Source organism: Caulobacter sp. 17J80-11 (genome assembly GCF_014349105.1).
Taxonomy (GTDB): Bacteria; Pseudomonadota; Alphaproteobacteria; order Caulobacterales; family Caulobacteraceae; genus 17J80-11.
Window position 1 is genome coordinate 1 of record NZ_JACSJI010000013.1, and the last position, 26,048, is coordinate 26,048.

A 26,048-nucleotide genomic window follows, 5' to 3' on the forward strand; every position below is an offset into this window, starting at 1 on the left:
CGCCAAGCCGTCGCGCGCCGCCGGCCCGCGTTCGGCCGACCGCAAGCCCGCGCACCTGGAAGAGGCCGACCGTCTCCGCCGCGCCCGCGCGGCCGGCGCCGAGGCGCCCGGCAAGGCCCTGTCCCGCACCCGCGGCGCGCCGCAGCGTCGTGAAGGCCGTCTGACCATTCAGGCGGTCGCCGGCGACGGTGAGACCGCCGAGCGCATGCGTTCGCTGGCCTCGGTCCGCCGGGCCCGCGAGCGTGAGAAGGAAAAGCGCAAGGGCGGCGTCGTCGAGCAGCCCAAGGTTGCGCGCGAGGTCGTGATCCCGGACGTCATCACCGTCCAGGAACTGGCCAACCGCATGGCCACCCGCGGCGTGGACGTCATCAAGTTCCTGATGCGTCAGGGCATGATGCTCAAGATCAACGACGTCATCGACAACGACACCGCCGAGCTGGTGGCCACCGAGTTCGGCCACACCGTGAAGCGCGTGTCGGAAGCCGACGTCGAAACCGGCTTCATCGCCGAGGAAGACGCGCCCGAGACCATGCAGCCCCGGCCTCCGGTGGTGGCGGTCATGGGCCACGTCGACCACGGCAAGACCAGCCTGCTGGACGCGCTCCGTTCGACGGACGTGGCGGCGGGCGAAGCCGGCGGCATCACCCAGCACATCGGCGCCTATCAGGTCCGCCTGCCGAACGGCGAGCGCGTGTCGTTCCTCGACACTCCGGGCCACGCGGCGTTCTCGGCCATGCGGGCGCGCGGCGCCAACGTCACCGACATCGTCATCCTGGTGGTGGCGGGCGACGACGGCGTCATGCCTCAGACGATCGAAGCGATCAGCCACGCCAAGTCGGCCGGCGCCCCGATCATCGTGGCCGTCAACAAGATGGACAAGCCGGGCGCCGACGCGACCCGGGTGGTCAACGAGCTGCTGCAGCACGAGATCGTGGCTGAAAGCCTGGGCGGCGACACCCAGATCGTCGAAGTCTCCGCCACCAAGCGGATGAACCTGGACAAGCTGATCGACGCCATCCTGGTGCAGGCCGAGATCATGGACCTGCGCGCCAACCCGAACCGGTCGGCCGAAGGCGTGGTCATCGAAGCCAAGCTCGACAAGGGCCGCGGCCCGGTCGCGACCGTCCTGGTCAAGCGCGGCACGCTCAAGCGCGGCGACATCGTCGTGGCGGGCGGTTCCTGGGGCCGCGTGCGCGCCCTGGTCAACGAGCGCAACGAACAGGTCCCGACCGCCGGCCCGTCCGAGCCGGTCGAGATCCTCGGCCTCGACGCCGCTCCGGATCCGGGCGAGACCCTGGCCGTGGTGGAAGACGAAGCCCGCGCCCGCGAGCTGACCGAGTACCGCGAGCGCGTGAAGCGTGAGAAGGCCGTCTCGCCGATGGCCGGCGTGTCCATGGCCGACATGATGTCGCGCCTGCAGGACAAGAAGCTCAAGGAGCTGCCGGTCATCATCAAGGCCGACGTCGGCGGTTCGGCCGAAGCTATCGCCGGTTCGCTGGCGAAGATTTCGACCGACGAAGTGCGCGCCCGCGTCATCCATTCGGGCGTCGGCGGCATCACCGAGTCCGACGTGCTGCTGGCCAAGGGCGCCAACTCGCCGATCATCGGCTTCAACGTCCGCGCCTCGAAACAGGCGCGCGACCTGGCCCAGCGCGAGGGCGTGGAGATCCGCTACTACGCGATCATCTACGACCTGATCGACGACATCAAAGGCGTGCTCTCGGGCATGCTGGCCCCGATCCAGCGCGAAACCTGGCTGGGCAACGCCGAGGTCCTGGAGGTCTTCAAGATCACCAAGGTCGGCATCGTCGGCGGCTGCCGGGTCACCGAAGGCGCGGTCCGCAAGGGCGCCAAGGTGCGTATCCTGCGCGACGACGTGGTCATCCAGGAGATGGGCACGCTGGTCACGCTCAAGCGCTTCAAGGACGAGGTCAACGAAGTCGTCGTCGGCCAGGAATGCGGCATGAACTTCGGCAGCTTCCAGGACGTCAAGAAGGGCGACCTGATCGAGTGCTTCACCGTCGAAGAGATCAAGCGTACGCTCTGATCCCTCACCTGATCGGTTGATCAACGTTGCGGCCCGCCTCCCCGGAGGCGGGCCGTTTTCGTTTGCGCGCGCCCGGTCTGCGGGCGAGGGCCACGAGGGGGCGGCGTGCGACGCCGCGCCCGCGCCGGACCTGCAGGGCCTCGCGAGCACGCCGCCACCGCGCGCGAGCTCGATCCGCCCGAGCTGACCCACGGCCGGCGCAGCGAGCTCGAGCCCCGCATCGCCCTGGCCGCCTTGCCGCTGGTCGTGGTGAGCGCGCTGGGCACGGTGTTCGGCGCGTTCTGACTTGCAGGCCGGATCCCTCGGGCCGAAGCTTGGCCTTCCACCGAAACTGCACTATTTCCTGTGGCCATTGCCTCGTCGGGGTGAAGTCATGGTCGGACGTGCTTTCAAGGCCGCGCTCGCGGCGCTCGTGGTCGCCGGGGCGGCCGCGCCCGCCTTCGCGGCGGACCGGCTCTACTACGTCTACGATCCCGACTCCGCGAACGCGAAGCTGTTCACCGGCGTCACCACCTTCGTCGTGAAGAAGGGCCTGTTCGGCAAGACGCCGCTGGAGATGTTCGGGCAGAACGGCAAGAGCGTCAGCCTGGGCGGCGACGCCGACCGGCCGTTCTCGATCGACGAGGCGGCGGACCTGGTGAAGGCCGGCAAGAACGATCCGATCAGCCTCTACGCCGTCGGCGGCGCGGACGGCGGCAAGGGCTTCGCCAAGGCGGCCTGCGCCGGCGCGGAGCGGGCCTGGCTGGTGACCACGCCGTTCGAGCCGCACACCAAGCTGAAGGTCCAGGTCATCGGCTGGAACGCCGAAAAGAAGGCCGCCTTCTTCTGCACCCAGCTCGACTTCCGCTACCGCGGCGAATACGCCGCGCCGAAGTTCGGCCGCGTGCCCGTCAACGACGGCAACGGCGCGGCCAAGGGCTGGTGAGCCGGACGCGGGCGCGACCATGACCGGACGTGCTCGCGCCCTGCCGATCCGCCTTCTGGTCGCTTTGGGCGTCGCGGGCCTGCTGCTATTGGCCCTGCTGAGCTATCGGCGCCCTGGCGATCCGCAGCTGTATCCGGTCGCGCCCGGCCAGCCGGCGGTCGTCGTCTATGTCGTGGACAACGGCATGCACACCAACCTGGCGCTGCCGACCGAGGCGCTGAAGGCGCACGGCGGGCCGTCGGCCCAGGCCCTGGCCAGGCTCAAACCCTCGCCGTGGGTGCTGGTCGGCTGGGGCGACGCGCGCTTCTATGTCGAGAGCGGGATGTCGCCGGCCCGGGCCCTGGACGCGCTTCGCGCCCTGTTCGCGCCGGGTAACCGCTCGGTGGTCATGCTGGGGCCGCTCCACGCCTCGCCGGACAAACTCTATTCCACCGGCGTGGTGAAGCTTCGGGTGTCGCCGGAGGGCTTCGAGCGGCTGGCCGAGCGGCTGGACCGCTCCTTCGCGCTCCGGGACGGCGCCCCTCAGGGCGGGCCGGTCCGCGGCTGGGGCGACGCGCACTTCTTCGAGAGCGTCGAGACTTTCTCCTACCTCCATCTCTGCAATCACTGGATCGCCGAACTGCTGAACGCGGCCGGCCTGCCGGTGCGCCCGGGGATCTCCACCGTGCCGGCCGGCCTGGTCCACGACCTGAAAACCCGCGCCGGGGCGCTGGACACCGCGGCCCCCGCCCGGTAAGCCCCGCGCCTTCCGGGTCCCGCCCGGCGCCGACGGCTCGGTTGAGACCATCGCCCCGGCGCGCGGGTTGACCGCCCGGACCCACACACCCCCGCCCGCCGCGTCCGATCCGCGGCTGCGGGACGGAGACGACATGAAGCGACATCACGACAACGCCAAGGGCGGCCCCGCGGCCGGGCCTTCGCAACGCCAACTGCGCGCCGGCGAACTGATCCGCCACGCCCTCGTCGAGGTCCTCCGCGAAGAGGAGCTCCACGACGACGACCTTCGCGGCGTCTCGGTGACCGTCACCGAGGTGCGCATGAGCCCCGACCTGAAGCACGCCACCTGCTTCGTGGAGCCGCTGGGCGGCGGCCACGCGCCGGAGGTGGTGGACGCGCTGAACCGGCACGCCCGCTTCTTGCGCGGATCGCTCGGCCGGCACATCGACATGAAGTTCACCCCCGACCTGCGCTTCCGCCACGACGAGAGCTTCGACAAGGCGGCGCACATGGACGCCCTGTTCAACGATCCGCGCGTCCGCCAGGACCTCGAGCGTGAAGACGACGAGGACGAAGGCTGATGGGGCGCAGGAAGAAGGGTGATCCCGTCCACGGCTGGGTGTGCCTGGACAAGCCGCTGGAGGTCACCTCCACCGAAGCCGTCTCCAAGGTGCGGCGCCTGTTCAACGCCCAGAAGGCCGGCCACGCCGGCACGCTGGACCCGCTGGCCACCGGGGTGCTGCCGATCGCGCTCGGCGAGGCGACCAAGACCGTGCCCTTCCTGATGGAGGCGGAGAAGGTCTATCGCTTCTCGATCGAGTGGGGCGCGACCACCACCACCTTCGACCGCGAGGGCGAGAAGACCGCCACCTCCGACGTGCGCCCGAGCGCCGACGCGGTGGCGGCCGTGCTGCCGCGCTTCGTGGGCGAGATTCAGCAGGTGCCGCCCGCCTTCTCGGCCATCAAGGTCGGCGGCGAGCGCGCCTACGACCTGGCCCGCGACGGCATCGAGGTCGAGCTGGCGGCCCGTCCCGTGGTGATCCACGAGGCGGCGGTCACCGCCGCGCCGGACGCCGACCACGTCGAGATCACCATCCGCTGCGGCAAGGGCACCTACGTCCGCTCCCTGGTGCGCGACATCGCGCTGGAGGTCGGCGCCTGCGGCCATGTCTCGGCGCTGCGGCGCGAGCGGGTGGGGCCGTTCAGCGCGGAGAACGCGATTACACTGGATAAATTGCAGGAGTTGGTGCATAGGGGCGACGGCTTGGAGGCCCTGCTTCCGGTCGAGACGGCGCTGGACGACATCCCGGCGCTCGCCGTGACCGACGAAGACGCTTTCTGGCTCAAGCAGGGACGCCCCGTCGTCCTGCTCCCCAGACAGGTCGAAACGCTTCGCCCGCGTCTGAGACCGCGCACTGTCGCGGGCCAGGATGCGAGCCGGACCGTTCTGGCCACGACCGGGGGCAAGGCGCAGGCGCTCTGTGAAATGCGGGCCGGGAAGCTCAATCCCGTCCGCGTGTTCCATCTCGATCTCGCTTAAGGAAATCCCGATGTCGATCACCGCTGAGCGCAAGGCTCAACTGATCCAAGACCACGCCCGTTCGACGGGCGACACCGGCAGCGCCGAAGTCCAGGTCGCGATCCTGTCCGAACGGATCTCGAACCTCACCGAGCACTTCAAGACCCACAAGAAGGACAACCACTCTCGCCGCGGGCTGCTGAAGCTCGTGTCGCAGCGTCGTCGTCTGCTCGACCACCTGAAGAAGTCCGACCAGGGCCGCTATCAGACCCTGATCGAGCGTCTGGGCCTGCGCCGCTAAGCGCTAGACCAAATCGCGGGCGCCCCTCGGGGCGCCCGCTGCCTATCCGATGTCGCTCCTCTTGCAAGCTCAGGAGCGCCGTCGTCGGGTTCCGAGGGGAACCCCAGTACGTGAGGGCGCGATCATCGTCCTCGACCAGAGCCTGACCAGGCCTTTCCGCCGAAGCTGCGAGGAAGACCTGAACCACCAAGTGGGCGTGACGCCGGCGAGGCCGGACGACGCCCGGGAGAGGACCCGAAGGGCCGACCGGCCCCCACCGCCTGTCCACCCCCGCGCGCAATGGGGCCGCGGGTACAGAGAAGACAAACCGAAATGTTCGATATCAAACGCAAGACCATCGAGTGGGCCGGCCGGCCGCTGACCCTCGAGACCGGCCGCATGGCCCGCCAGGCCGACGGCGCCGTGCTCGCCACCTACGGCGAGACCACCGTGCTGGCCACCGCCGTGTTCGCCAAGTCGCCGAAGCCGGGGATCGACTTCTTCCCGCTGACCGTGAACTACCAGGAAAAGACCTTCGCCGCCGGCAAGATCCCGGGCGGCTACTTCAAGCGTGAAGGCCGTCCGACCGAGAAGGAGACCCTGGTCTCCCGTCTGATCGACCGTCCGATCCGCCCGCTGTTCGTCAAGGGCTTCAAGCACGAAGTCCAGGTGGTCGTGACCGTGCTGTCGCACGACCTGGAGAACGATCCGGACATCGTCGGCATGGTCGCCGCCTCGGCCGCCCTGACCCTGTCGGGCGTGCCGTTCATGGGCCCGATCGGCGCCGCCCGCGTCGGCGTGATCGACGGCCAGATGGTGCTGAACCCGACCCTGGAGCAGATGACCGAGTCCAAGCTGGACCTCGTCGTCGCCGGCACCCAGGACGCCCTGATGATGGTCGAATCCGAAGCCAAGGAGCTGCCGGAAGAGACCATGCTCGAGGCGCTGATGTTCGCGCACCGCGGCTTCCAGCCGGTGATCGACGCGATCATCGAGCTGGCCGAGCACGCCGCCAAGGAGCCGTTCGACTTCCAGCCGGAACCGACCGACCACATCGAAGCGGCCATTCGCGACCTGGTCGGCGACGAGCTGCGCGCCGCCTACGGCCTGACCCAGAAGGCCGAGCGCCGCGCCGGCATCGACGCCGCCAAGAAGCGCGCCGCCGAGGCCCTGGTGAAGTCCGAGGCCAACCCGGAAGGCTTCGACCCGACCAAGTTCGGTTCGGCCTTCAAGGAAGTGGAAGCGGGCGTCCTGCGTCGCGACATCATCGAGAACGGCCGCCGCGTGGACGGCCGTCCGGTCGACAAGGTCCGCCAGATCGTCTCGGAAGTGTCGGTCCTGCCGCGCACCCACGGCTCGGCCCTGTTCACCCGCGGCGAGACCCAGGCCCTGGTGGTCGCCACCCTGGGCACCGGCGAGGACGAGCAGTGGATCGACGCGCTGGAAGGCACCTACAAGGAGCGCTTCCTGCTGCACTACAACTTCCCTCCTTACTCGGTGGGTGAGACCGGCCGCATGGGCTCGCCGGGCCGTCGCGAGATCGGCCACGGCAAGCTGGCCTGGCGCGCCATCCGTCCGATGCTGCCGGCCGCGGACGAATTCCCCTACACCGTCCGTCTGGTGTCGGAGATCACCGAGTCCAACGGCTCCTCGTCGATGGCCACGGTCTGCGGTTCGTCGCTGGCCCTGATGGACGCCGGCGTGCCGCTGAAGCGTCCGGTGTCGGGCATCGCCATGGGCCTGATCCTGGAGCCGTCGGGCGAATACGCCGTCCTGTCGGACATTCTGGGCGACGAGGACCACCTCGGCGACATGGACTTCAAGGTGGCCGGCACCGAGGTGGGCGTCACCTCGCTGCAGATGGACATCAAGGTCCCGGGCATCACCGAAGAGATCATGCGCAAGGCGCTGACCCAGGCTAACGCCGGTCGCCTGCACATCCTCAACGAGATGGCCCAGGCCATGACCGCGCCGCGCGCCGAGCTCGGCGAGTTCGCCCCGAAGATCGAGACCATCAAGATCCCGACCGACAAGATCCGGGAAGTGATCGGCTCGGGCGGCAAGGTGATCCGCGAGATCGTCGAGAAGACCGGCGCCAAGGTCGACATCGCCGACGACGGCACCATCAAGATCGCCGCCTCGGAGCAGTCGAAGATCGACGCCGCCCGTGATTGGATCAAGTCGATCGCCTCGGAGCCCGAGGTCGGCACGATCTACACCGGCAAGGTCGTGAAGGTCGTCGACTTCGGCGCCTTCGTGAACTTCTTCGGCGCCAAGGACGGCCTGGTCCACATCAGCCAGCTGGCCCCGCACAAGGTGGCCAAGACCACCGACGTCGTGAACGAGGGCGACACCGTGAAGGTGAAGTTCCTGGGCATGGACGACCGCGGCAAGACCAAGCTGTCGATGAAGGTGGTCGACCAGGAGACCGGCGAAGACCTGTCCGAAAAGCTGGCCGCCGAACGCGCCGCCCGGGGCGAAGCCCCGGAGGAAGAGCGTTCGGAGCGCCGTGAGCGTGGCGAAGGCGGCGAGCGCCGCGAACGTGACGGCGGCCGCGGCCGTCGTCCGCGCCGCGAACGCAGCGACGCCGAGTGATCCTGCGGAGCTTTCGCTCCGGAGATCGTGACTGAGAGCGGGCGGGCCGGCGACGGCCCGCCCGTTTTCGTTCGCGCTGATCGTGCTACGCTCCGGGCCATGAGCGAACCGGAACGCAAGGCCGAGGTGGTGTCGCTGCGCGACGTGCGCCGGCGCAAGGAGCAGGCGGCCAAGGCCGCCAGGCCCAAGCCCGTGGGCGCCGTCCCGCGGCAGGGCCGCGAACCGATCGTGAAGTCCTGGCGCAACCTCGCCGTCTTCATCGCCGTGCTGGTCGCCCTGGCCCTCGTCGAGGCCCTGTTCCGCCGCCTGTTCTAAGGCGAAGCCTTCTCCCGCAAGGGCGGGGCGCAAGATTCGATTTTGTTCCGTTCGCCGCCGCGACTTTTTAGCCCCGGTCAAGCTGGACTCCGCGCAAGCGGCGGCCCATGTTCCGACCCGTCGAGCCTCTGTCGCGTATCACTGCGCCTACTACCGTCCGCGACGCGCGCTCGGGTTACCAGGACGCCTTATCTGCAGACCTCGACGCTACCTGCCGTCCCTCGGGGCGGCTTCGATCCCTATGGAGGCCTACATGGCGACTGGGACTGTGAAGTGGTTTAACGCGACCAAAGGCTATGGCTTCATCCAGCCGGACGACGGCGGCAAGGACGTGTTCGTGCACGTCAGCGCCGTGGAGCGTTCGGGCCTGGGCCGCATCGACGAAGGCCAGAAGCTCTCCTACGAACTGGAGCGCGACCGCCGCAGCGGCAAGGAATCCGCCGTCAATCTGCAAGCGGCGTAAATGGCCAAGGAAGAGTTCATCGAGTTCGAAGGCGAAGTCATTGAACTTCTGCCCGAGGGACGCTTCCGCGTTAAGCTCGACAACGAACACGTCATCCTGGCCTACACGGCCGGGCGAATGAAGCGGAACAAAATCCGGTCGCTGGTCGGCGATCGGGTGACCGTCGAGATGACTCCGTACGATCTCGACAAGGGCCGCATCACCTTCCGCCACAAGACCGAGGGCGCTCCGCGTCCTCCGGGCGCGCCGCCGCGCCCGCCGCGTCGCCGTTGAGGAGAGACCGCCCGTGCATATGACCGAACGTCTTCCCGGGATGGACTTGAAGGACCTCGCCACCCTGCGCGCGAACGCTGTTCGCCTGCAGTCCAGCGGGGTTCCCAGCCAGCAGGCGGCCGCGACCGACCTGCTGCCGCTGATCGACGCCGAACTGGCCGGCCGCAAGGCCGCCAAGGCCCCGGCGGCGACCAAGTCCACGCGAAAGACCAAGGCCAAGGTCGGGTGATCGTCCGCGCGTGACGAAATAAGGGACCGGGCGGGCCTAGCGCCCGCCCGGGACCTGCCTCAAAAATCCAAGCGCTAGCGCGCCCGACCCGCCCGGATGCGGATCGGGGCCGTCGGCGCGCGCGTCTCGGTCTGCTCCAGCACACCTTCCAGCGCCGCCTTCAGGGCGGTGATCCGGCGCGGCTCGGCGAGCCGTTCGCCGTTCTCGTCGTGCACGTAGAAGGCGTCGACGGCGCGCTCGCCGTAGCTGTCGACGTGGGCGGACTGGATCGACAGGCCGGCGTCGGCCAGCACCCGGGCCAGGTCGGCCAGCAGGCCCGGCCGGTCGCGGCCCGAGGCCTCGACCACGGTGGCCGCCTTGGTCGCCTCGTTGTCCACCGCCACCGCCGGCGAGATTGCGAAGGCGGCGCTGCGCCCGGTGATCGGTCGCGCCGGGGTGCGCGTGGCCACGCCCTCGCCGCGGGCCGCGGCTTCGATCTCGTGGCAGACCTTGCCCAGCACCGCCGGATGGCCCGAGCCGTAGGGCTCGCCGCGGGCGTCCTGCACGTGGAAGACGTCCAGCGCCAGGCCGGTCCTGGAGGTGAACACCCGCGCGCCCACCACGTCGGCGCCGGCCGCGGCCAGGGCGGCGGCGACGTCGGCGAACAGCCCCTTTCGGTCGCGCGCGGCCAGCACCAGCTCGGCGGCGTTGCGGGCCACCCGGGTGCGGGCCGAGGCCGCCGCGCCGGTCGTCTCGGCGCGGCGCACCAGGTCGGCGTGGGCGGCCTGCTCGCCTTCGCTGAAGACGGCGAAGTAGGCGTCTTCCATGGAGGCGGCCCAGTCGGCGGCGGCCGGATCAACCTCGATCAACCGTCGACGCGCGGCCTCGGCCAGCTCGGCCTGACGGGTGCGCACGCCCGCCGCCGGATCGGCCCCGCGGCCGCCGCGGAAGGCGGCCTCGGTGGCGGCGTAGAGGTCGCGCATCAGCTGGCCCTTCCAGCCGTTCCACACGCCCGGCCCGACCGCGCGCACGTCGGCGACGGTGAGCACCAGCAGCAGGCGCAGGCGCTCCGGGTTCTCGACGATGCGGGCGAAGGCGGCGACCGTATCGGGGTCGGCCACGTCGCGCTTCTGGGCGTAGTCGGACAGCACCAGGTGGTGCTCGACCAGCCAGCTGACCAGTTCGCCCTTGTGACGCGACAGGCCCAGCCGCTCGCAGGCGCGCCGCGCCGCGATGGCCCCGTCCACCGCCTGGCCGCGCGAGCCGCCCTTGCCGGTGTCGTGCAGCAGCATGGCCAGGTACAGCGCCTCGCGGTCGGCGATCATCGGCAGGATGGAGGCCGACAGCGGGTGCTCCTCGGCCAGGCGACCCTGCTCGATGTCCTTGATGATCCCGACCGCCCGCAGGGTGTGATCGTCCACCGTATAGGCGTGGTACATGTTCAGCTGGGTCTGGGCGACGATGCGTCCGAACTCCGGCAGGAAGCGGCCCAGTAGGCCCGCGTCGTTCATCAGCGTCAGGATGCGGTAAGGCTGGTTCCCCCGCGCCAGGACGTCCAGAAAGGCCCGCGCGGCTTCCGGATCGCGCCGCAGCCTGGGCGTGACCAGGGCCAGCGACCGGCTGACCGCCGTGAAGGCGTCCGGGTGCAGGTCGAGGTCCATCTGGTCGGCGGTGCGGAACAGCCGCAGCAGGTTGACCGGGTCCTGCTCGAACACCTTGGGGCCGGCGATCGACAGGCGCCCGTCGTCTTCGACGAAACCCTCGACGTCCAGCTTCTTCTTGCGCCGCTTGCGGCTGGGCAGCAGGCGCGACAGGCCCTGCGGGGCCTTGATCCGGTCGGCCTCCAGCTTGGCGCAGAAGGTGCGGGTCAGGGCCCCCACCTCCTTGGCGGTCAGGAAGTAGCGGCGCATGAACCGTTCGACCGCTGGGGCCTCGCCGCGGCCGGCATAGCCCATCTGGGCGGCCAGCTCGGCCTGGCGGTCGAAGCCCAGCCGCTCCTCGGCCCGGCCGGCGGCGAAGTGCAGGCGGATGCGCACCGCCCACAGGAAGTCGAAGGCCTGCTCGAAGGTCCGCTGCTCCTTGCCGGAATACAGGGTCGTCAATGTCTTCAGGCCCAGCGGGCTCTCCGGCGCGAAGTAGCGGGCGATCCAGAACAGGGTGTTGAGGTCGCGCAGGCCGCCCTTGCCGTCCTTGACGTTGGGCTCGACCTGGTAGCGCGAGGCGCCGGTCTTGGCGTGGCGGGCGTCGCGCTCCTTCAGCTTGGCCTCGACGAAGGCCGCCGCCGTGCCCTTGATCACGTCCTTCACGAAGCGGGCGCGCAGCTTTTCCGAGAGCGCCGCGTCGCCGGCCAACGGGCGCATTTCCAGCAGCGCCGTGCGGATGGTCATGTCCTCGCGGGACAGCTTCACGCACTCGTCGATCGAGCGCGACGCCCAGCCGACCTTCAATCCCAAGTCCCACAGGGCGTAGAGCATGAATTCGATCAGGCTCTCGCTGAATGCGGTCTCCTTCCAGGGCCGCAGGAACAGGAGATCGAGGTCGGAATAGGGGGCCAGGACGCCGCGCCCGTAGCCGCCGGTCGCCACCAGGGCCAGCCGCTCGCCGGCGGTCGGATTGCGGGTGCGCAGCACGTGCACATGGGCGAAGTCCCACAGCGCGCGCACCACCACGTCGGCGGCCCGGGCCAGGTCGCGGGCCACCTCCACTCCGCCGGCGCCAGCGTCCAGCCGGGCCTTCGCCGAGGCGCGGCCCTGCTCCAGCGTCTCCCTCAGGACTGAAAGGGCCAGCCGGCGCCGCTCGACGTCGTCGCCTTCGGTCGCCGCCGCGATCATCTCCAGGCGCGCGGAGACCTCGGCCGGATCGGGCGCCAGGGCGCGGGCGGGGCGGGGCAGGGCGGACATGGGGGAAAGCTAGGGAGCCCGGGCGAGTTCGTCACCCGTTTCGTGCGCGACGGCTCGCGGACTTACGGCCCACGGTCGCTACGATCCTCACAAAGCGCGGACATTCCGTCAGGCTCGGCGCCGAGCAGGCGGCCGCGTGGCGCAGCCCGTCGCGCATCCGGGTGAGATGCTCGATGCGCCGGTCGAGCTCCTCGGCCTTGGCGCCGAGCTGCGCCTTGTCGATCTTGGGCCCGCTCGGACCGCCGATCATCCGCGCGATCTCTTCGAGCGAGAACCCGGACGTGCGTCCGAGCCCGATCAGCGACAGCCGCTCGAGCGTGGAGGGCGCGAACAGCCGCTTCCGACCCCGGCGACCGGTCGAGGCGATCAGACCCTTTTCCTCGTAGAAGCGAAGGGTCGAGGCGGGCACGCCCGACTGCCGCGCCAGTTCGGAAATGTCGATGTCGAACACGCTTGACCTCAAGTGCACTTGAACTTGCATGCTCAAGGAACGGGGCGGGTCCCGCAAGTTGGATGGAGGCGCGCATGAGGAAAGGCGCCGCGGGAGCCGCGATGACGGCGGCCTATTGGGATGAGGCCGGGGCGGCCTGGGCGGAGCTGCAGGCCCTGTTGGACCGCCTTTACGCACCGATCGGCGAGGCGATAGAGGCGGCGGCCTTTCCCGGACCCGGAGGCCGGGTGCTCGACGTCGGATGCGGCGCCGGCGCGACCACCCTGGCGATGGCGCGTCGCCTCAGCCCGGCCGGGCGGTGCGTGGGCGTCGACGTCTCGTCGGCGCTGCTGGACCTGGCCCGCGCGCGTGCCCGGGCCGGCGGCTTGGAGCCACAGGTCGACTTCGTCCTTGCGGACGCCCAGACCCACGACTTCGGCGAGGCCTCATTCGACGCGGTCATGTCGCGCTTCGGGGTGATGTTCTTCGAGGATTCCGTCGCCGCCTTCGCCAATCTTCGCCGATCCGTGCGGACCGGCGGCGGATTGGTTTTCGCCTGCTGGCGCGGCCCGGCAGACAATCCCTTGTCGCAGATCCCGGTGCAGGCTGCGTACCCCTATCTGGGGGAGATTCCGCGTCCCGCGAGGGACGCGCCGGGACGGTTCGCCTTCGCAGACGCCGATCGCGTTCGTCGGATCCTGAAGGACAGCGGCTGGCGCGATGTCGAGATCACCCCGCTCGACATTCCGACGCCGGTCACTTTTGAGGAACTGATGACCCTGAGCCTGCGGCTCGGCCCGCTCGGCTCGCTGCTGCCGAAGCAGACCGACGCCGTCCGGCGCCAGGTCCACGACGCCGTCGCCGCGGCTCTGGAGCGTTACGTGGAAAATGGGTCCATCCCGATGAGGGCGGCTTGTTGGCTCGTCGCGGCGAGGGCCTGAGCCGTTCACACCGTTTCGTGGGGGACTGGCCCCCGCTAGCCTGCCGATCATCCGCAGGGGAGACGCCCGATGTTCCGGAAGGTCGCTTTCACCATGTACCCGGTCCGCGACGTGGCGCGGGCCCGCCGGTTCTACGAGGCGACCCTGGGCCTTAAGCCCGGCGCGGTCGGCGGCGAAGGCGAGCGCGCCTGGATCGAGTACGACCTGCCCGAGGGCGGCTGCCTGGCCATCACCAACGTCACCGGCGACGAGCCGAGCGCCTCGTCCGGCGGCACGATCGCGCTGGAGGTCGAGGATCTCGACGCCCTGATCGCCGACCTGAAGGCCAAGGGCGTCACCTTCCGGAGCGACGTCATCAAGGGCCCGCACTGCCGGATGGCCGTGTGCCTGGACAGCGAGGGCAACGCCCTGCTGCTGCACCAACGGGACAAGTAGGGCTCAGCCGCCGCTGATCGCCACGTCAGGGATCTCGAACCGCTCGGCGCCGATGCTCACCTGGTAGAGGTCGATGTCGCGCTTGAAGGACAGCTTCGTGTCGGCGTCGCCCGGTGCGACCGGTTCGAAGCTGGTCGGGGCGCCGCCGGTGAAGACGATCACCCGCTCGCCGCCGTCCGGCCAGGACACCGTCACCCGACCGCCGCCGGCGCCCTGGCGCACCACGCCGAAACGGCACTGCTTCATCGGTTCGTCGGCGTGCCGGGCGCAGGGCATGACCCCGATCACCGGCGAGGTCGAGACGATAGGCTTGGCGCCGCTCGTGACCGCCGCCGGCGCGGGGCTGGCCTTCATCGGCGCTTCGGTCTGCGCCAGGACGGGCGGGGCGGCCAGGACCGCAACGCAGGCGAAGGCCAGGGCGCGCGGCAGGGAATGGGACATGGGGAGCTCCTTCAGCCCCCGGTGAAGTCCCGGCCTCCAGCGCCTGTTCCCGAAACCGTCAGCTCAGCCCCTTCAGCCGGTACAGCGCGTCCAGCGCCTCGCGCGGGGTGAGCTCGTCCGGGTCGATGGCGGCCAGCGCCCTGTCCACCGCCGACGGCTCGACGACCGGCGCGGGCCGGGCGGCGGCGAACAGCGGCAGGTCGTCCAGGCGCGCGGGCGAGGCCTCCTCGGCCTCGAGCGTCTCCAGCACCTCGCGGGCGCGGGCGACGACCTGCGGCGGCACGCCGGCCAGGCGGGCCACCTGCACGCCGTAGGAGCGGTCCGCGGCGCCCGGGCCGGCCTCGTGCAGGAAGACCAGCTCGCCGTTCCACTCCTTGGCGCGCATCGACAGGTTGCCGACGTGGTCCAGGCGTTCCTCCAGCCGCGCGAGCTCGTGATAGTGCGTCGCGAACAGGGTGCGGGCCTTGTTGACCTCGTGCAGGGCCTCGGCGCAGGCCCAGGCGATGGCCAGACCGTCGTAGGTGGCGGTGCCGCGGCCGATCTCGTCCAGCACCACCAGCGAGCGGTCGGTGGCCTGGGTCAGGATGGCGGCGGTCTCGACCATCTCCATCATGAAGGTCGAGCGGCCGCGGGCCAGGTCGTCGCCGGCGCCCACGCGGCTAAACAGCCGGTCGACCACGCCGAGCGTCAGCTTGCGCGCCGGCACGAAGGCCCCGGCCTGGGCCAGCACCGCCAGCAGCGCGTTCTGGCGCAGGAAGGTCGACTTACCGGCCATGTTCGGGCCGGTGACCACGGCCAGGCGTGGCCCGGCCTCGCCGAGCCCGTCCAGCGCGCAATCGTTGGGGGTGAAGGCCTCGCCCGAGCGGCGCACGGCGGCCTCGACCACCGGGTGGCGGGCGCCCTCGACCAGGAACTGTCGAGATTGATCAACCATGGGCCGGACGGCCTGGGCCTCTTCCGCCCATTCGGCCAGGGCCGAGGCGACGTCCAGACGGGCCAGCGCCTCGGCGGCCAGCTGAATTGGCGCGGCGAGACTGGCGGCACGGGCGCGGAAGCCCTCGAAGGTCTCGGTCTCCATGGCTAGGGCGCGTTCGCCGGCCTGGGCGATGCGGGCGTCCAGGTCGGCCAGCTCCACGGTTGTGAAGCGCACCTTGTCGGCCAGGGTCTGGCGATGGATGAAGGTGGCGTTCAGCGGCGGGCGCATCAGCGGCTCGCCCTGCTTGGCGCTGGTCTCCAGGAAGTAGCCCAGCACGGCGTTGTGCTTGACCTTGAGGGCCACGCCCGACTGGGCCTGCACCTCGGCTTCCAGGGTGGCGACCACCTTGCGGCTGTCGTCGCGCAACGCGCGGGCCTGGTCCAGCTCGGGGCGGAAGCCCGGGGCGACGAAGCCGCCGTCGCGCGCGGACAGCGGCAGCTCCTCGACCAGCCCCTGGCGCAGGTCCTCCAGCAGGGCCGACAGCTCGGCGTCGGGGGCCAGGGCGGCCAGGGCTTCGGCCAGTTCGGCCGGAGGGGCGGCCAGCGGCTCACGGGCGGAGGCGAACAGGGCGCCGAGTTCGAGCCCGGCGGTCAGGCCCTGGCGCAGGGCGCCGAGGTCGCGCGGGCCGCCGCGGCCCAAGGTCAGGCGGGCCAGCGCGCGGGCCATGTCGCCGGACCCTTTGAGTACGTCGCGGGCCTCGCGGCGCAGCGGGCGGCGCTCGACGAAGTACTCGACCGCGTCCAGGCGCGCGTCGATGGCGGCCGGGTCCAACAGCGGGCGCGACAGGCGCGCGCCCAGCAGGCGGGCGCCGCCGGAGGTGACGGTGCGGTCGACGGCGGCCAGCAGCGAGCCTTCGCGCGCGCCCGACTGGGCCCGGTCGATCTCCAGACTGGAGCGCGTGGCCGGGTCGACGGCCATGAACTCGGCCTCGGCCCCGCGGCGGGGCGCCTTCAGAATCGGAGCTTTGCCGGCCTGGGTGGTCTCGATGTAGGCGGCGATCAGGCCCAGCGCGGCGATCTCCGCCGGGGCGAAGTCGCCGAAGCCGTCCAGGGTGTCGACGCCGTACAGCCGCTTCAGACGCGCCTCGGCCCCGGCCGGCTCGGACAGGGCGGCGGCCATGGGCTGTACCGCGCCGCCGGCCTGCTTGAGGGCGGCGTTGACCAGCTCGTCGGCGAACAGCCGGTCGGCCGCCAGGGTCTCGGACGGGCGCAGGGCGCCCAGCGCAGCGGCCAGGTCCTCGCGCGCGACCAGCAGGCTCTCGACGTCGCCGGTCGACAGCTCGACGCTGGCCACCGCCGCGCGGCCCGAACGCACGGCCACCGCGGCCAGGCGGTTGGAGCCGCGGGCGTCGAGAAGGCTGTCCTCGGTCAGGGTGCCGGGCGTGACCACGCGGACGATGTCGCGGCGGACGATCGACTTCGAGCCGCGCTTCTTGGCCTCGGACGGGTCCTCCATCTGCTCGCAGACCGCGACCTTGAAGCCCATGCGGATCAGCTTGGCGAGGTAGGCCTCGGCCGCGTGCACGGGCACGCCGGCCATGGGGATCTCCTCGCCGCCGGCCTTGCCGCGGCGGGTCAGGGTGATGCCCAAGGCCTCCGCGGCCTTCACCGCGTCGTCGAAGAACAGCTCGTAGAAGTCGCCCATGCGGAAGAACAGCAGGGCGTCGGGCTGGCGCGCCTTGGCCTCGAAGAACTGGGCCATGACGGGCGTCGCATCCGGCGGAACGACGGGGACGGCGGGGGTCGAGGGCGCGTTCATCGGCAATCGGGGGGACTTGAAGCCCGGGGAATCGCCCCGGCGACGTGTGGCTTCCTTGTCGCCGAGCGGGGCTTTCGGCTCAAGCGTGGGATGCGGGACTTGCCGTCGCGGACGGCCGGGGATACGGCCAAGCTAGGTGGTTGCCCCTGAGAGGGGGCTGAAAAGGGAACGCGGTGCGGGCTTACGCCCCAATCCGCGGCTGTGCCCGCAACTGTGAGCGGCGAGGGCCGTGTCCGCCCGCCCTTCCGGATCTGATCCGGGGAGGGCGGCGCCACTGGGGTGACCCGGGAAGGCGAGGGCGCGTCGGACCTATGACCCGCGAGCCAGGAGACCTGCCGCCGACGTCGCTCGTCCTCGGCCCGGGATCAGGCATGAGGCGCGGGACTGCTCCGTCGCAGCGACACCGGTCCGGCGTCGTCCCCTGAACAGGGGCGGACCGTGTCGCCCACAGCCCCCGCGCGCGCCGCGCTTGGGGCTTCGGAGACGAGCGCCAATGAAGCGCCTCCTGCTCTCGACCGCGACCCTCGCGGTCCTTTCCGCCGTGACCCCCGCGGCGGCCGAAACCACCGATGCTGCTGCTGACGTCGACGAGGTGGTGGTCACCGCCACCCGCCTGGCCACGCCCGTGGAGCTCGCGCCAGGCGCGCGGGTGATCGACGAGGTCGAGATCGAGCGCAGCGGGGCGGTGTTCGCCGCCGACTTGCTCGACACCGTGCCGGGCCTCAGCGTCTTCGAGAACGGCGCCTATGGCGGCGTCGCCTCGGTGCGCATGCGCGGGGCCAGCGCCGACAAGACCCTGGTGCTGGTCGACGGCGTGCCGCAGAACGACCCGTCGCAGCCGGCCGGCAGCTTCGACTTCGCCGCCTTCGACCTGGGCGACGTCAGCCGCATCGAGATCCTGTCGGGACCGCAGGGCTCGCTGTGGGGCTCGGACGCCATCGGCGGGGTGATCAGCTTCACCACCCGCGAGCTGGACGGGGCGCGCGCCGACCTCGAGGTCGGTTCCTATGACACCGTCCACGTCTCGGCCGCGGCCGGGCGCAGCACCGAGCGCTGGGCCTTGGCGGTCAACGCCGCCAGCTTCACCACCGACGGCATCTCCAAGGCCGACGCGGCCGACGGAAACACCGAGCGCGACGGTCTGGTCTCCCGCACCGCCGGCCTGAAGGGCCGTTTCACCGTCAATGAAAAAGTCCGGCTGGACGCCGCCCTGCGCTACGCCCGGGCCGAGGCCGACATCGACGGCTATCCGGTGTTCAGCCTGGAGGACACGCCCGAGACCTCCGACAGCGAGAGCTGGTCGGGCCTGGTGCGCGCGGTGGTCGACGGGCCGCTCGACTTCCAGCACCAGCTCAGCTTCAACCGCTACACCATGGACCGGGCCAGCGAGGGCGGGGCCTTCCCTTACGCCTATTCGGCCGATCGCGACCTGTGGCGCTGGACCGCCGAGCGGGCCCGCCCGGACGAGCGCTGGGCCGCCACCTTCGGGGTCGAGCAGGAGGACGTCCGCGCCGACCTCAGCGACGGCTCCAGCGCCGAGCAGGGCGCCTTCTCAGCCTTCGGCGTGGTGCGGGTGAAGCCGGTCGAGCGGCTGACCGTCACCGGCAGCCTGCGCCGTGACGATCCGGAGACGATCAAGGCGGTCGTCACCGGCCGGGCGTCGGCCACCCTCGACCTGGGCTGGGGCGTGTCGCTGCAGGGCTCCTGGGGCCAGGGCTTCAAGACCCCGACCATCAGCGAGGCGATGTGCGACTTCTGCTCGCCGCCGGGGCCGTCGCTGGGCCTGAAGCCGGAGCGGGCGGAGGGCTGGGACGTCGGCCTGGCCTGGCGCTCGGCCGACGGTCGCTTCGACGCCTCGGTCACCGGCTATCGGCTGGCGGTGCGCGACCAGATCGACTTCTTCTTCGACCTGTCGGACTTCTCCTTCCGGTATCGCAACATCGACCGCACCCAGACGCGAGGGCTGGAGGCCGAGGCGTCGGCCGAGCTGTTCGCGGGTCTGACCCTGCGGGCGGCCTACGCCTACACCGACGCCGAAGACGCCACGACCGGCGAGCGCCTGCTGCGGGTGCCTGAGCATCAGGGCTCGGTCGGGGTGGACTGGACCGGCGACCGGGCGCGGGCTTCGCTGACTGTGCGCGGCGAGAGCGAGCAGATGGACGCCGACCCGACGGGGACGGTGTTCACGCCGGTGCCGCGCGACGGCTTCGTGGTCGCCGATCTGACCGGCGGCTGGAAGCTCACCGACAAGGTCGAGGCGACGGTCCGGCTGATGAACCTTAGCGACCAGCGCTGGCAGCAGACCCTCGGCTACGGCGAGCCTGGCCGTTCGGCCTATGTGGGGCTCAGGCTGCGGTACTGAGCCGGGCCGGCGGCGGCGGGGCGCTCGCCCACAGGCGCGGGTCCAGGGCCCGCGGGTGGTCGAGCGCCAGGGCGCTCCAGTCCAGCTTCGGCGAAGGCGCGCAGGCGGCGGCCAGCACCGCCCGCAGCTCCGCCGCGGACGTGACCCCCACGATCGCGGCGGAGGCCTCCGGCCGGTCCAGCGCGAAGGCCAGGGCGGCCTGCATCGGGTCGGCCCCGGCCTCGGCCAGGGTCCGGCGGATGCGCGACAGGCGCGGGCCCGCGTCGGCCAGGCCCACGGGCAGGCCGTCGCGCGGCAGGAACAGCAGGCCCTGCAGGAAGACCGAGCGCAGGTGGATCTCCACCCCCATGCCGGCCAGGGTCTCCAGCGTGCCGTCCTTGACCAGGCGCTGGTCCAACAGGCTGACCGGCAGCTGCATCAGGTCGGGCTTGTAGCGGCGGGCCAGCAGCACCGGCTCCTCGGCCGCGTAGGCCGAGATGCCGATCTTCTGGAACAGGCCCTCGTCCTTCAGCTTCTGTAGCCGGGCCCACAGCTCGCGGCCTTCGGGCCCGAGCAGGTCCTCGGCCGAGTGCACCAGAAGCGCGTGGGCGCGGGCCAGGCCCAGGCTCTGCAGCGAGCGGCGCGCGCGCGCTTCCAACCGGTCCAGGCCCTCGGACAGGCGCACCGTCTTGGTGACCACCTTGAACGGGCTCGGGAAGGGCCAGCTCTTGCCCAGCACCCGTTCGGCGTCGCCGTACTGGGCGGCGGTGTCGATCAGGCCGACCTGCGAGCAGGCGGCGTCGTCGAGCAGCTGGCGCACCTCGTCCTCGGGCACGCGGCCACGGGCGTTGGACACGCCGTAGTCGAGACCGAATTGGGCCGTTCCCAGCCCCAGTTCCGCGCGTCGCACCACCATCAGGCCACTGTCCGCCGGCGAGCGGGTTTGTCAAAGCGACCGTTCAGCACCTGGGCGGCGAGCTCGGGCAGCACCGCGTCGTAGGCGGCCAGCACGCGGGCGATCTCGGCCTCGCCCAGGGCCAGCGACGGCACGTGGGCGCCCAGGCTGAGCACGCCCTGGTCGTAGAGGCGGCGGGTCAGGGCTTCGAGCACGGCCTTGGCGTCGCGGCCCACCCGGGCGCGCACGTTCAGGCAGCTCCAGGTCGGGTCGCCGACGATCTCCAGGAATGAGCCGGCGCCCGCGGCGTGCAGGCGGGCCTCCACCTCGGCGGCGATCTCGGCCCCGCGCACGCGCAGCGCCGCGGGAACGTCGGCGCGCTCGACCGTGTCCAGGGTCGCGCAGGCGGCGGCCAGGGAGGCCGCGCCCGGGCGCGGGCCGGAAGCCGGCAGGGTCTTCATCAGCTCGATCGCGCCGGCCACGGCCCCCAGCGGGCGGCCGTTGGCGAGCGAGGCGCCGACCACCGCCAGGTCCGGGGCGACGCCGTGCAGGGCCTGCGCCCCGCCGGCGTGGACGCGCAGCGCCGTGCGGCTCTCGTCGAACACCAGCACCACGCCGTCGCGGCGGGCCAGGCGCTTGGCGGCCAGCAGGAATTCGCGCGGGGCGTCGAGCGGGCGGATGATCAGGGCGGCGACCTCGCCGGCGTGGGTGTCCAGCGCCTCGCCGACGCTCTCGACGTCACCGGCGGCGGCGACCGCGTCGTCGCAGAAGAAAGCGCCGTCGCGCCCGGTGACCGTCTTGGCGGCGACCAGGGCGTCGGCGAGGGCCAACTGCACCGAGGTGCGGAAGCCGACCGCCTCGGCGCAGGGCAGCACGTCGGCCAAGCGTTCGGCCGCTTCGGCCTCGGCCGCGCCGACCGAGGGGGCGGCGGCCACGGCGATCTCGACCTGCGGGTCGTTCCAGCCGAGCAGCACAGCCCCGTCGTCTCCGTGGAGGTCGATGCGTTCGATGCCGGCGGCGTCGGTCACCAGGGCGCCGTGCAGGCGCCGGGCGGTCTTCACCACCGTCGCGTAGGCCGGCGGGCCGGCCGGTCGCGGGGTGGTCTGTCTTAGGCGGGCCTGAGCCTGCGCCATGGCGTCTCCTCCCAGACTGCACTGGGTTGAGTCGCACCCTAAGGGGGAAAGCTTAGGAAGCCCTGAACGCCGGTCCGCGAGCGCGCCTTCGGGCTCGGCCGCCGCGAATTCGTCCCGAAAAGAATAACGCCGGTATTCCTTCACCTCGCGAACTGCGGGGATTCGGCGAACGTGATTTATGCAGGTTTTTACAAAGGTTAGCTCGACACGAGCATTACCCAGTCAACGGGGCGTTAACCAATGCAATTCGACAAGAACCGCAGCCAATAAAGCATTCGCGCGGTGTCCGGAGCCTTACGGACACAGGAGTTCCACCGATGTCGCTCGCCAATCTTTCGGTATCGCGCAAGTTGACCGCGGCGTTCGCCGCCGTGGTCGTCACCATCGCCGCCATGGGCGCCACGGTGGCGATGAATCTGTCGACCGTGGAGAAGCTGAAACGGCAGGACGCCGAGATCGCCCAGGTGCTGGCCGCGGTCGATGGCGCGAGCTACGCCCTGGCGCGCCAGGAGAACAGCTATCGCGGCTTGCTGCTGTCGGGGGATTCTTACTACGTCAGCCGCATCGACAAGCATCGCGCGACCTTCAAGGCCCGCCTGGCCGACCTGCGCCGCCTTTATGTCGGCGATGCGGAGGCCCTGGCCCGTGTGGATCAGGCCGAGCAGGGCGCGGACGCCTGGTTCAAGGGCGTGGTCGAGAAGGGTGAGGCGCAGGTCGCCGACCCGGTCGGTCGGGCTGAGGCGGCGGCCATGATCGGGCCGAAGGGCGCCGCCGACGGCCTGATGGCGCCGGCCGAGGACGCCATCGGTGAAATGGTGAAGCTGGAAAGGGCGCGCGAAGCCGCGAACGGAGCTGCTCACGAGCGGGCGGTCAAGACCGCCGACCTGGTACTCTATGTCGGTCTGGCCGGCACGGTGGCGATCGCCGCGGCCATGGGGTGGCTGCTGGCCCGCGCCATCGCGGCGCCGATGGCCGGCATGACCGGCGTCATGCGCCGGCTGGCGGCCGGCGACAACGCCGTGGACGTGCCGGCCCGCGACCGGCGCGACGAGATCGGCGCCATGGCGGAAGCGGTGCAGGTGTTCAAGGACGCCGCGATCGAGAAGCTGCGGCTTGAACAGGACGCGGTCGCCAACCGCGCCGCCGCCGATGCGGAACGCCGCCGCGCCGAAGCCGCCCGTGAGGCGGCCGCAGCCGAGCAGGCGGCCGTCGTCGCCACCCTGGCCCAGGGGCTGGAGCGGCTGTCGGCGGGCGACCTGACCTGCCGCCTGACCCAGGGCTTCCCCGCCGACTACGAAAAGCTGAGGACTGACTTCAACGCCGCCATGGGCCAGTTGCAGGCGGCCCTGCAGACGGTCGTCGCCAACATTCACGGCCTGCGCAGCGGCACCGGCGAGATTTCCGCCGCCTCCGACGACCTGTCGCGCCGCACCGAGCAGCAGGCCGCCAGCCTGGAGGAGACGGTCGCGGCGCTGGACGAGATCACCGTCACCGTCCGGCGCACCGCGGCCGGCGCCAAGCAGGCCGCCCAGGTGGTGAGCGCCGCGCGCGGCGACGCCGAGCAGAGCGGCGTGATCGTGCGCGACGCGGTCGCGGCCATGGGCGAGATCGAGCGCTCGGCCGGCCAGATCGGCCAGATCATCGGGGTGATCGACGAGATCGCCTTCCAGACCAACCTGCTGGCCCTGAACGCCGGGGTCGAGGCCGCCCGCGCCGGCGAAGCCGGAAAGGGCTTCGCGGTGGTGGCCTCCGAGGTCCGGGGGCTGGCCCAGCGCTCGGCCGAAGCCGCCAAGGAGATCAAGGCGCTGATCACCACCTCGACCGCCCAGGTCGGCTCCGGCGTGGATCTGGTCGGCCGCACCGGCCAGGCTTTGGCCCGTATCGTCGAGCGGGTGGCCGAGATCGACGGCCTGGTCGGCGAAATCGCCGGCTCCGCCCAGGAGCAGGCCACCGGCCTGCAGCAGGTCAATGCGGCCATGACCCAGATGGACCAGGCCACTCAGCAGAACGCCGCCATGGTCGAGGAGACCACCGCCGCCAGCCACGCCCTGGCTCAGGAGGCCGAGGTGCTGGCCGGCTCGGTCGCTCGCTTCCGCCTTGGCGAGCGGCGGGCGGAGGCGCGCGTCGCCCCGGCCCGCCCGGCGGCGCCGGCGCGGCCGCAGCCGGTCGTCCCGGCCGCCCGCCCGGCCCTCAAGCACGTGGGCCGCGGCGGCGCGGCCCGGGCCTGGGCGCCCCAGCCGGACGCCGACGGCTGGGAAGAGTTCTGATCGGGCCCCCGGCCTAGGTAGCTTCCCGGAGTTTCGCTCGCCGCCCGCGACCGCCACGGTCGGGCGCGCGTCCGTGCGCGTTCGCGACGGTTGGGGGGAAGCAATCGGGAACGATTGTACCCGCGTTCGTTGAACGCGATCTTGTCAAGTATTCACATCAGTTCTCGCGGCGCGTTTACCTCGCCCGCAACGGACCGTTTACCATTCAAGACTGATACGAGCTCAGAGCCCGAGGTCGGCGACCTCACCGATCCGCGGGCGAGCCGAGGATTCACCCATGTCGTTCGCCGACCTTCCGATCTCGCGCAAGCTGACGGCCGCCTTCGCCGCCGTGATCCTGGCCTGCGGCGCGGCGAGCGCGTTGGTGTTCGTCAACATGCGGGCCATCCAGACGGCCGCCGCCGAAGACGCGGAGAGCCGGGAGGTGCTGGCCGACGCGGCCGAGGTGAAGCTGGTCCTGCTGGAAGAGCAGAACGCCATGCGCGGCTACGTCGCCTCCGGCGACGCCCAGTTCCTGAAGAAGTTCGAGGATCACCGCGCCGACTACGCCAAGGCGGTCGAGGCCCTGCGGACCGCCGACGACCACCCGGACCACGTGAAGCGCATGGCGGCGCTGGACGAAGCTGAAGCGAAGTTCGAGACGGAAGCCAGGGCCATGCTGGCGATCGCCGGCGACCCGGCCACCCGCCTGCAGGCCGAGGCGGTGATCGGCGAGAAGGCGCGCCTGACCGCCGTGCGCGAGGCCCTTAAGGCCACCACCGACACCCATGAGGCCCTGTTGGCGCAACGCAAGGTCGCCCAGTCCAAGGCCTTCGCCTCCGCCTATCTCGGCTTCTTCGTCGGCGGCGGGGTCGCCCTGGCCATCGCCCTGGCCATGGCCTGGGTCCTTACACGCTCGATCGCTCGCCCGATCGTCGGCATGACCGGCGCCATGGGCCGGCTGGCGGCTGGCGACAACCAGGTGAACGTGCCCGCCGTCGGCCGCCGCGACGAGATCGGCGCGATGGCCCAGGCGGTGCTGCACTTCAAGGACGCCGCCGTCGAGAAGGCCCGGCTGGAAGGCCAGACCGAGGCCCAGCGCCGCGCCGCCGAGGACGAGCGCCGCCGCCACGAGGCCGAGCGCGCCGCCGCCGCCGAAGCCCAGGCCGCGGTGGTCGCCGCCGTGGCCGGCGGCCTGGCCCGTGTCGCCGAGGGCGACCTGACCGAGCGGCTGGAGAAGGCTTTCCCGGCCGACTACGAGGTCCTGCGCCGCGACTTCAACCGGGCCATGGATCAGCTGCAGGAAGCCATGGTCGCCGTGGCCGAAGCCACCGACGGCATCCGCACCGGCACCACCGAGATTTCCAGCGCCGCCGACGACCTGTCGCGCCGCACAGAGCAGCAGGCCGCCAGCCTCGAAGAGACCGCCGCGGCGCTGGACGAGATCACCGCCACGGTGAAGCGCACCGCCGAGGGCGCCGCCACCGCCCGCGACGCGGTCGGCCGGGCCGCGGCCGACGCGGAGACCGGCGGCAAGGTGGTCCGCGACGCGGTCGCCGCCATGGGCGAGATTGAAGGTTCGGCCAAGCAGATCGGCCAGATCATCGGGGTGATCGACGAGATCGCTTTCCAGACCAACCTGCTGGCGCTCAACGCCGGCGTGGAAGCCGCCCGCGCCGGCGACGCCGGCAAGGGCTTCGCGGTCGTGGCCTCGGAAGTGCGCGCCCTGGCCCAGCGCTCCGCCGAGGCCGCCAAGGAGATCAAGACCCTGATCTCGGCGAGCTCCGACCAGGTGGCCGCCGGCGTGGCGCTGGTCGGCCGCTCCGGCCAGGCGCTCTCGCGCATCGTCGAGCAGGTCGGCCGGGTGCGCGGCCTGGTGGGCGAGATCGCCGCCTCGGCTCAGGAGCAGGCGGTGGGCCTGCAGCAGGTCAACACCGCGGTGAACCAGATGGATCAGGTCACCCAGCAGAACGCGGCGATGGTGGAGGAATCCACCGCCGCCAGCCACACGGTGGCGCGTGAGGCCGAGGAGCTGGCCCGCCGCATCGGCCGCTTCCGCCTGTCGACCGAAGCCGCCCGCCCGAGCGCCCGGCCGGCTCCGGTGCGGCCGGCGCCCTCCCGCAATCCGGTGGTGGCCGCCGCCTTCCGCGGGGCTGCGGCCCGCAAGCTCGACCTTCAGGTGGACGAGGACGGCTGGACCGAGTTCTGAT

The 26,048-nt window shown here is 71.3% G+C and carries 22 protein-coding genes, 1 pseudogene and 1 riboswitch; of the genes and pseudogenes, 17 read left to right on the top strand and 6 right to left on the bottom strand.

The window, feature by feature from the left end:
* From infB to H8B08_RS13510, 12 genes and pseudogenes are all read left to right on the top strand, one after another.
* The coding region (infB, locus tag H8B08_RS13455; RefSeq protein WP_187450715.1) for a translation initiation factor IF-2 at positions 1–2,047 on the top strand (2,047 nt) is incomplete at its 5' end.
* A gap of 105 nt (positions 2,048–2,152) precedes the next feature.
* Complete coding sequence (locus H8B08_RS13460) at positions 2,153–2,332, top strand: hypothetical protein (protein WP_187450716.1); 180 nt, start codon at positions 2,153–2,155, stop codon at positions 2,330–2,332.
* An 88-nt stretch (positions 2,333–2,420) separates the two neighbouring features.
* Complete coding sequence (locus tag H8B08_RS13465; RefSeq protein WP_187450717.1) at positions 2,421–2,972, top strand: hypothetical protein; 552 nt, start codon at positions 2,421–2,423, stop codon at positions 2,970–2,972.
* Between the two features lie 19 nt (positions 2,973–2,991).
* Complete coding sequence (locus H8B08_RS13470) at positions 2,992–3,708, top strand: DUF2459 domain-containing protein (RefSeq protein ID WP_187450718.1); 717 nt, start codon at positions 2,992–2,994, stop codon at positions 3,706–3,708.
* Positions 3,709–3,841: 133 nt separating this feature from the next.
* On the top strand, positions 3,842–4,270 hold the full coding sequence (gene rbfA, locus H8B08_RS13475; RefSeq protein ID WP_187450719.1) for a 30S ribosome-binding factor RbfA: 429 nt from the start codon (positions 3,842–3,844) through the stop codon (positions 4,268–4,270).
* Positions 4,270–5,229 (top strand): tRNA pseudouridine(55) synthase TruB, encoded by a 960-nt coding sequence (truB, locus tag H8B08_RS13480; protein WP_187450720.1) that lies wholly within the window; start codon positions 4,270–4,272, stop codon positions 5,227–5,229. Before rbfA ends, truB begins: the two co-directional genes overlap by 1 nt.
* Positions 5,230–5,239: 10 nt before the next feature.
* Positions 5,240–5,509 carry a 30S ribosomal protein S15 gene (rpsO, locus tag H8B08_RS13485; protein ID WP_187450721.1) on the top strand — a complete coding sequence of 90 codons (270 nt, stop codon included), beginning with the start codon at positions 5,240–5,242 and terminating at the stop codon, positions 5,507–5,509.
* Positions 5,510–5,821: 312 nt separating this feature from the next.
* Positions 5,822–8,083, top strand: coding sequence for a polyribonucleotide nucleotidyltransferase (gene pnp / locus H8B08_RS13490; RefSeq protein WP_187450722.1), 2,262 nt, complete (start codon positions 5,822–5,824; stop codon positions 8,081–8,083).
* Positions 8,084–8,182: 99 nt separating this feature from the next.
* Entirely contained in the window at positions 8,183–8,398 is a 216-nt protein-coding gene (locus H8B08_RS13495) for a hypothetical protein (RefSeq protein ID WP_187450723.1), read from the top strand.
* Between the two features lie 253 nt (positions 8,399–8,651).
* The gene (locus H8B08_RS13500; protein ID WP_163262547.1) at positions 8,652–8,861 is read left to right on the top strand and encodes a cold-shock protein; all 210 of its coding nucleotides are present in this window, start codon (positions 8,652–8,654) and stop codon (positions 8,859–8,861) included.
* Positions 8,862–9,077 (top strand): annotated as a pseudogene (gene infA, locus H8B08_RS13505) (translation initiation factor IF-1); the annotation flags it as partial.
* Positions 9,078–9,147: 70 nt separating this feature from the next.
* Complete coding sequence (locus H8B08_RS13510; protein WP_187450724.1) at positions 9,148–9,363, top strand: hypothetical protein; 216 nt, start codon at positions 9,148–9,150, stop codon at positions 9,361–9,363.
* A 74-nt stretch (positions 9,364–9,437) separates the two neighbouring features.
* On the opposite strand, the gene H8B08_RS13515 is transcribed toward H8B08_RS13510, so the two are convergent.
* Together H8B08_RS13515 and H8B08_RS13520 are read right to left on the bottom strand one after the other, a co-directional pair.
* Positions 9,438–12,242 carry a [protein-PII] uridylyltransferase gene (locus H8B08_RS13515; protein WP_187450725.1) on the bottom strand — a complete coding sequence of 935 codons (2,805 nt, stop codon included), beginning with the start codon at positions 12,240–12,242 and terminating at the stop codon, positions 9,438–9,440.
* Between the two features lie 31 nt (positions 12,243–12,273).
* Positions 12,274–12,693, bottom strand: coding sequence for a helix-turn-helix domain-containing protein (locus tag H8B08_RS13520; protein WP_187450726.1), 420 nt, complete (start codon positions 12,691–12,693; stop codon positions 12,274–12,276).
* A 74-nt stretch (positions 12,694–12,767) separates the two neighbouring features.
* Here H8B08_RS13520 and H8B08_RS13525 point away from each other — a divergent pair, with 74 nt between their 5' ends.
* Entirely contained in the window at positions 12,768–13,613 is an 846-nt protein-coding gene (locus H8B08_RS13525) for a class I SAM-dependent methyltransferase (protein ID WP_187450727.1), read from the top strand.
* A gap of 69 nt (positions 13,614–13,682) precedes the next feature.
* Positions 13,683–14,048 (top strand): VOC family protein, encoded by a 366-nt coding sequence (locus H8B08_RS13530; protein ID WP_187450728.1) that lies wholly within the window; start codon positions 13,683–13,685, stop codon positions 14,046–14,048.
* 3 nt (positions 14,049–14,051) lie between these two features.
* Here the strand turns inward: H8B08_RS13530 and H8B08_RS13535 are convergent, their stop codons facing one another.
* Together H8B08_RS13535 and mutS are read right to left on the bottom strand one after the other, a co-directional pair.
* Positions 14,052–14,489: a hypothetical protein gene (locus H8B08_RS13535; protein WP_187450729.1), complete on the bottom strand. Its 438-nt coding sequence runs from the start codon at positions 14,487–14,489 to the stop codon at positions 14,052–14,054.
* Positions 14,490–14,547: 58 nt separating this feature from the next.
* Positions 14,548–17,229, bottom strand: a complete 2,682-nt coding sequence (gene mutS / locus H8B08_RS13540) for a DNA mismatch repair protein MutS (protein ID WP_370545476.1) — start codon at positions 17,227–17,229, stop codon at positions 14,548–14,550.
* A gap of 114 nt (positions 17,230–17,343) precedes the next feature.
* Positions 17,344–17,578, top strand: a riboswitch (cobalamin riboswitch).
* A 138-nt stretch (positions 17,579–17,716) separates the two neighbouring features.
* Here mutS and H8B08_RS13545 point away from each other — a divergent pair.
* Entirely contained in the window at positions 17,717–19,585 is a 1,869-nt protein-coding gene (locus tag H8B08_RS13545) for a TonB-dependent siderophore receptor (RefSeq protein ID WP_187450731.1), read from the top strand.
* Here the strand turns inward: H8B08_RS13545 and H8B08_RS13550 are convergent.
* Together H8B08_RS13550 and H8B08_RS13555 are read right to left on the bottom strand one after the other, a co-directional pair.
* Positions 19,569–20,480: an aldo/keto reductase gene (locus H8B08_RS13550; protein ID WP_187450732.1), complete on the bottom strand. Its 912-nt coding sequence runs from the start codon at positions 20,478–20,480 to the stop codon at positions 19,569–19,571. The genes H8B08_RS13545 and H8B08_RS13550 overlap by 17 nt on opposite strands.
* Entirely contained in the window at positions 20,480–21,592 is a 1,113-nt protein-coding gene (locus H8B08_RS13555; RefSeq protein ID WP_187450733.1) for an aminotransferase class III-fold pyridoxal phosphate-dependent enzyme, read from the bottom strand. The genes H8B08_RS13550 and H8B08_RS13555 overlap by 1 nt, the downstream gene beginning before the upstream one ends.
* A gap of 317 nt (positions 21,593–21,909) precedes the next feature.
* On the opposite strand from H8B08_RS13555, the gene H8B08_RS13560 reads away from it, so the two are divergent.
* The gene (locus tag H8B08_RS13560; protein WP_187450734.1) at positions 21,910–23,859 is read left to right on the top strand and encodes a methyl-accepting chemotaxis protein; all 1,950 of its coding nucleotides are present in this window, start codon (positions 21,910–21,912) and stop codon (positions 23,857–23,859) included.
* A 277-nt stretch (positions 23,860–24,136) separates the two neighbouring features.
* Entirely contained in the window at positions 24,137–26,047 is a 1,911-nt protein-coding gene (locus tag H8B08_RS13565; RefSeq protein ID WP_187450735.1) for a methyl-accepting chemotaxis protein, read from the top strand.
* The last annotated feature ends 1 nt before the right edge of the window (position 26,048 follow it).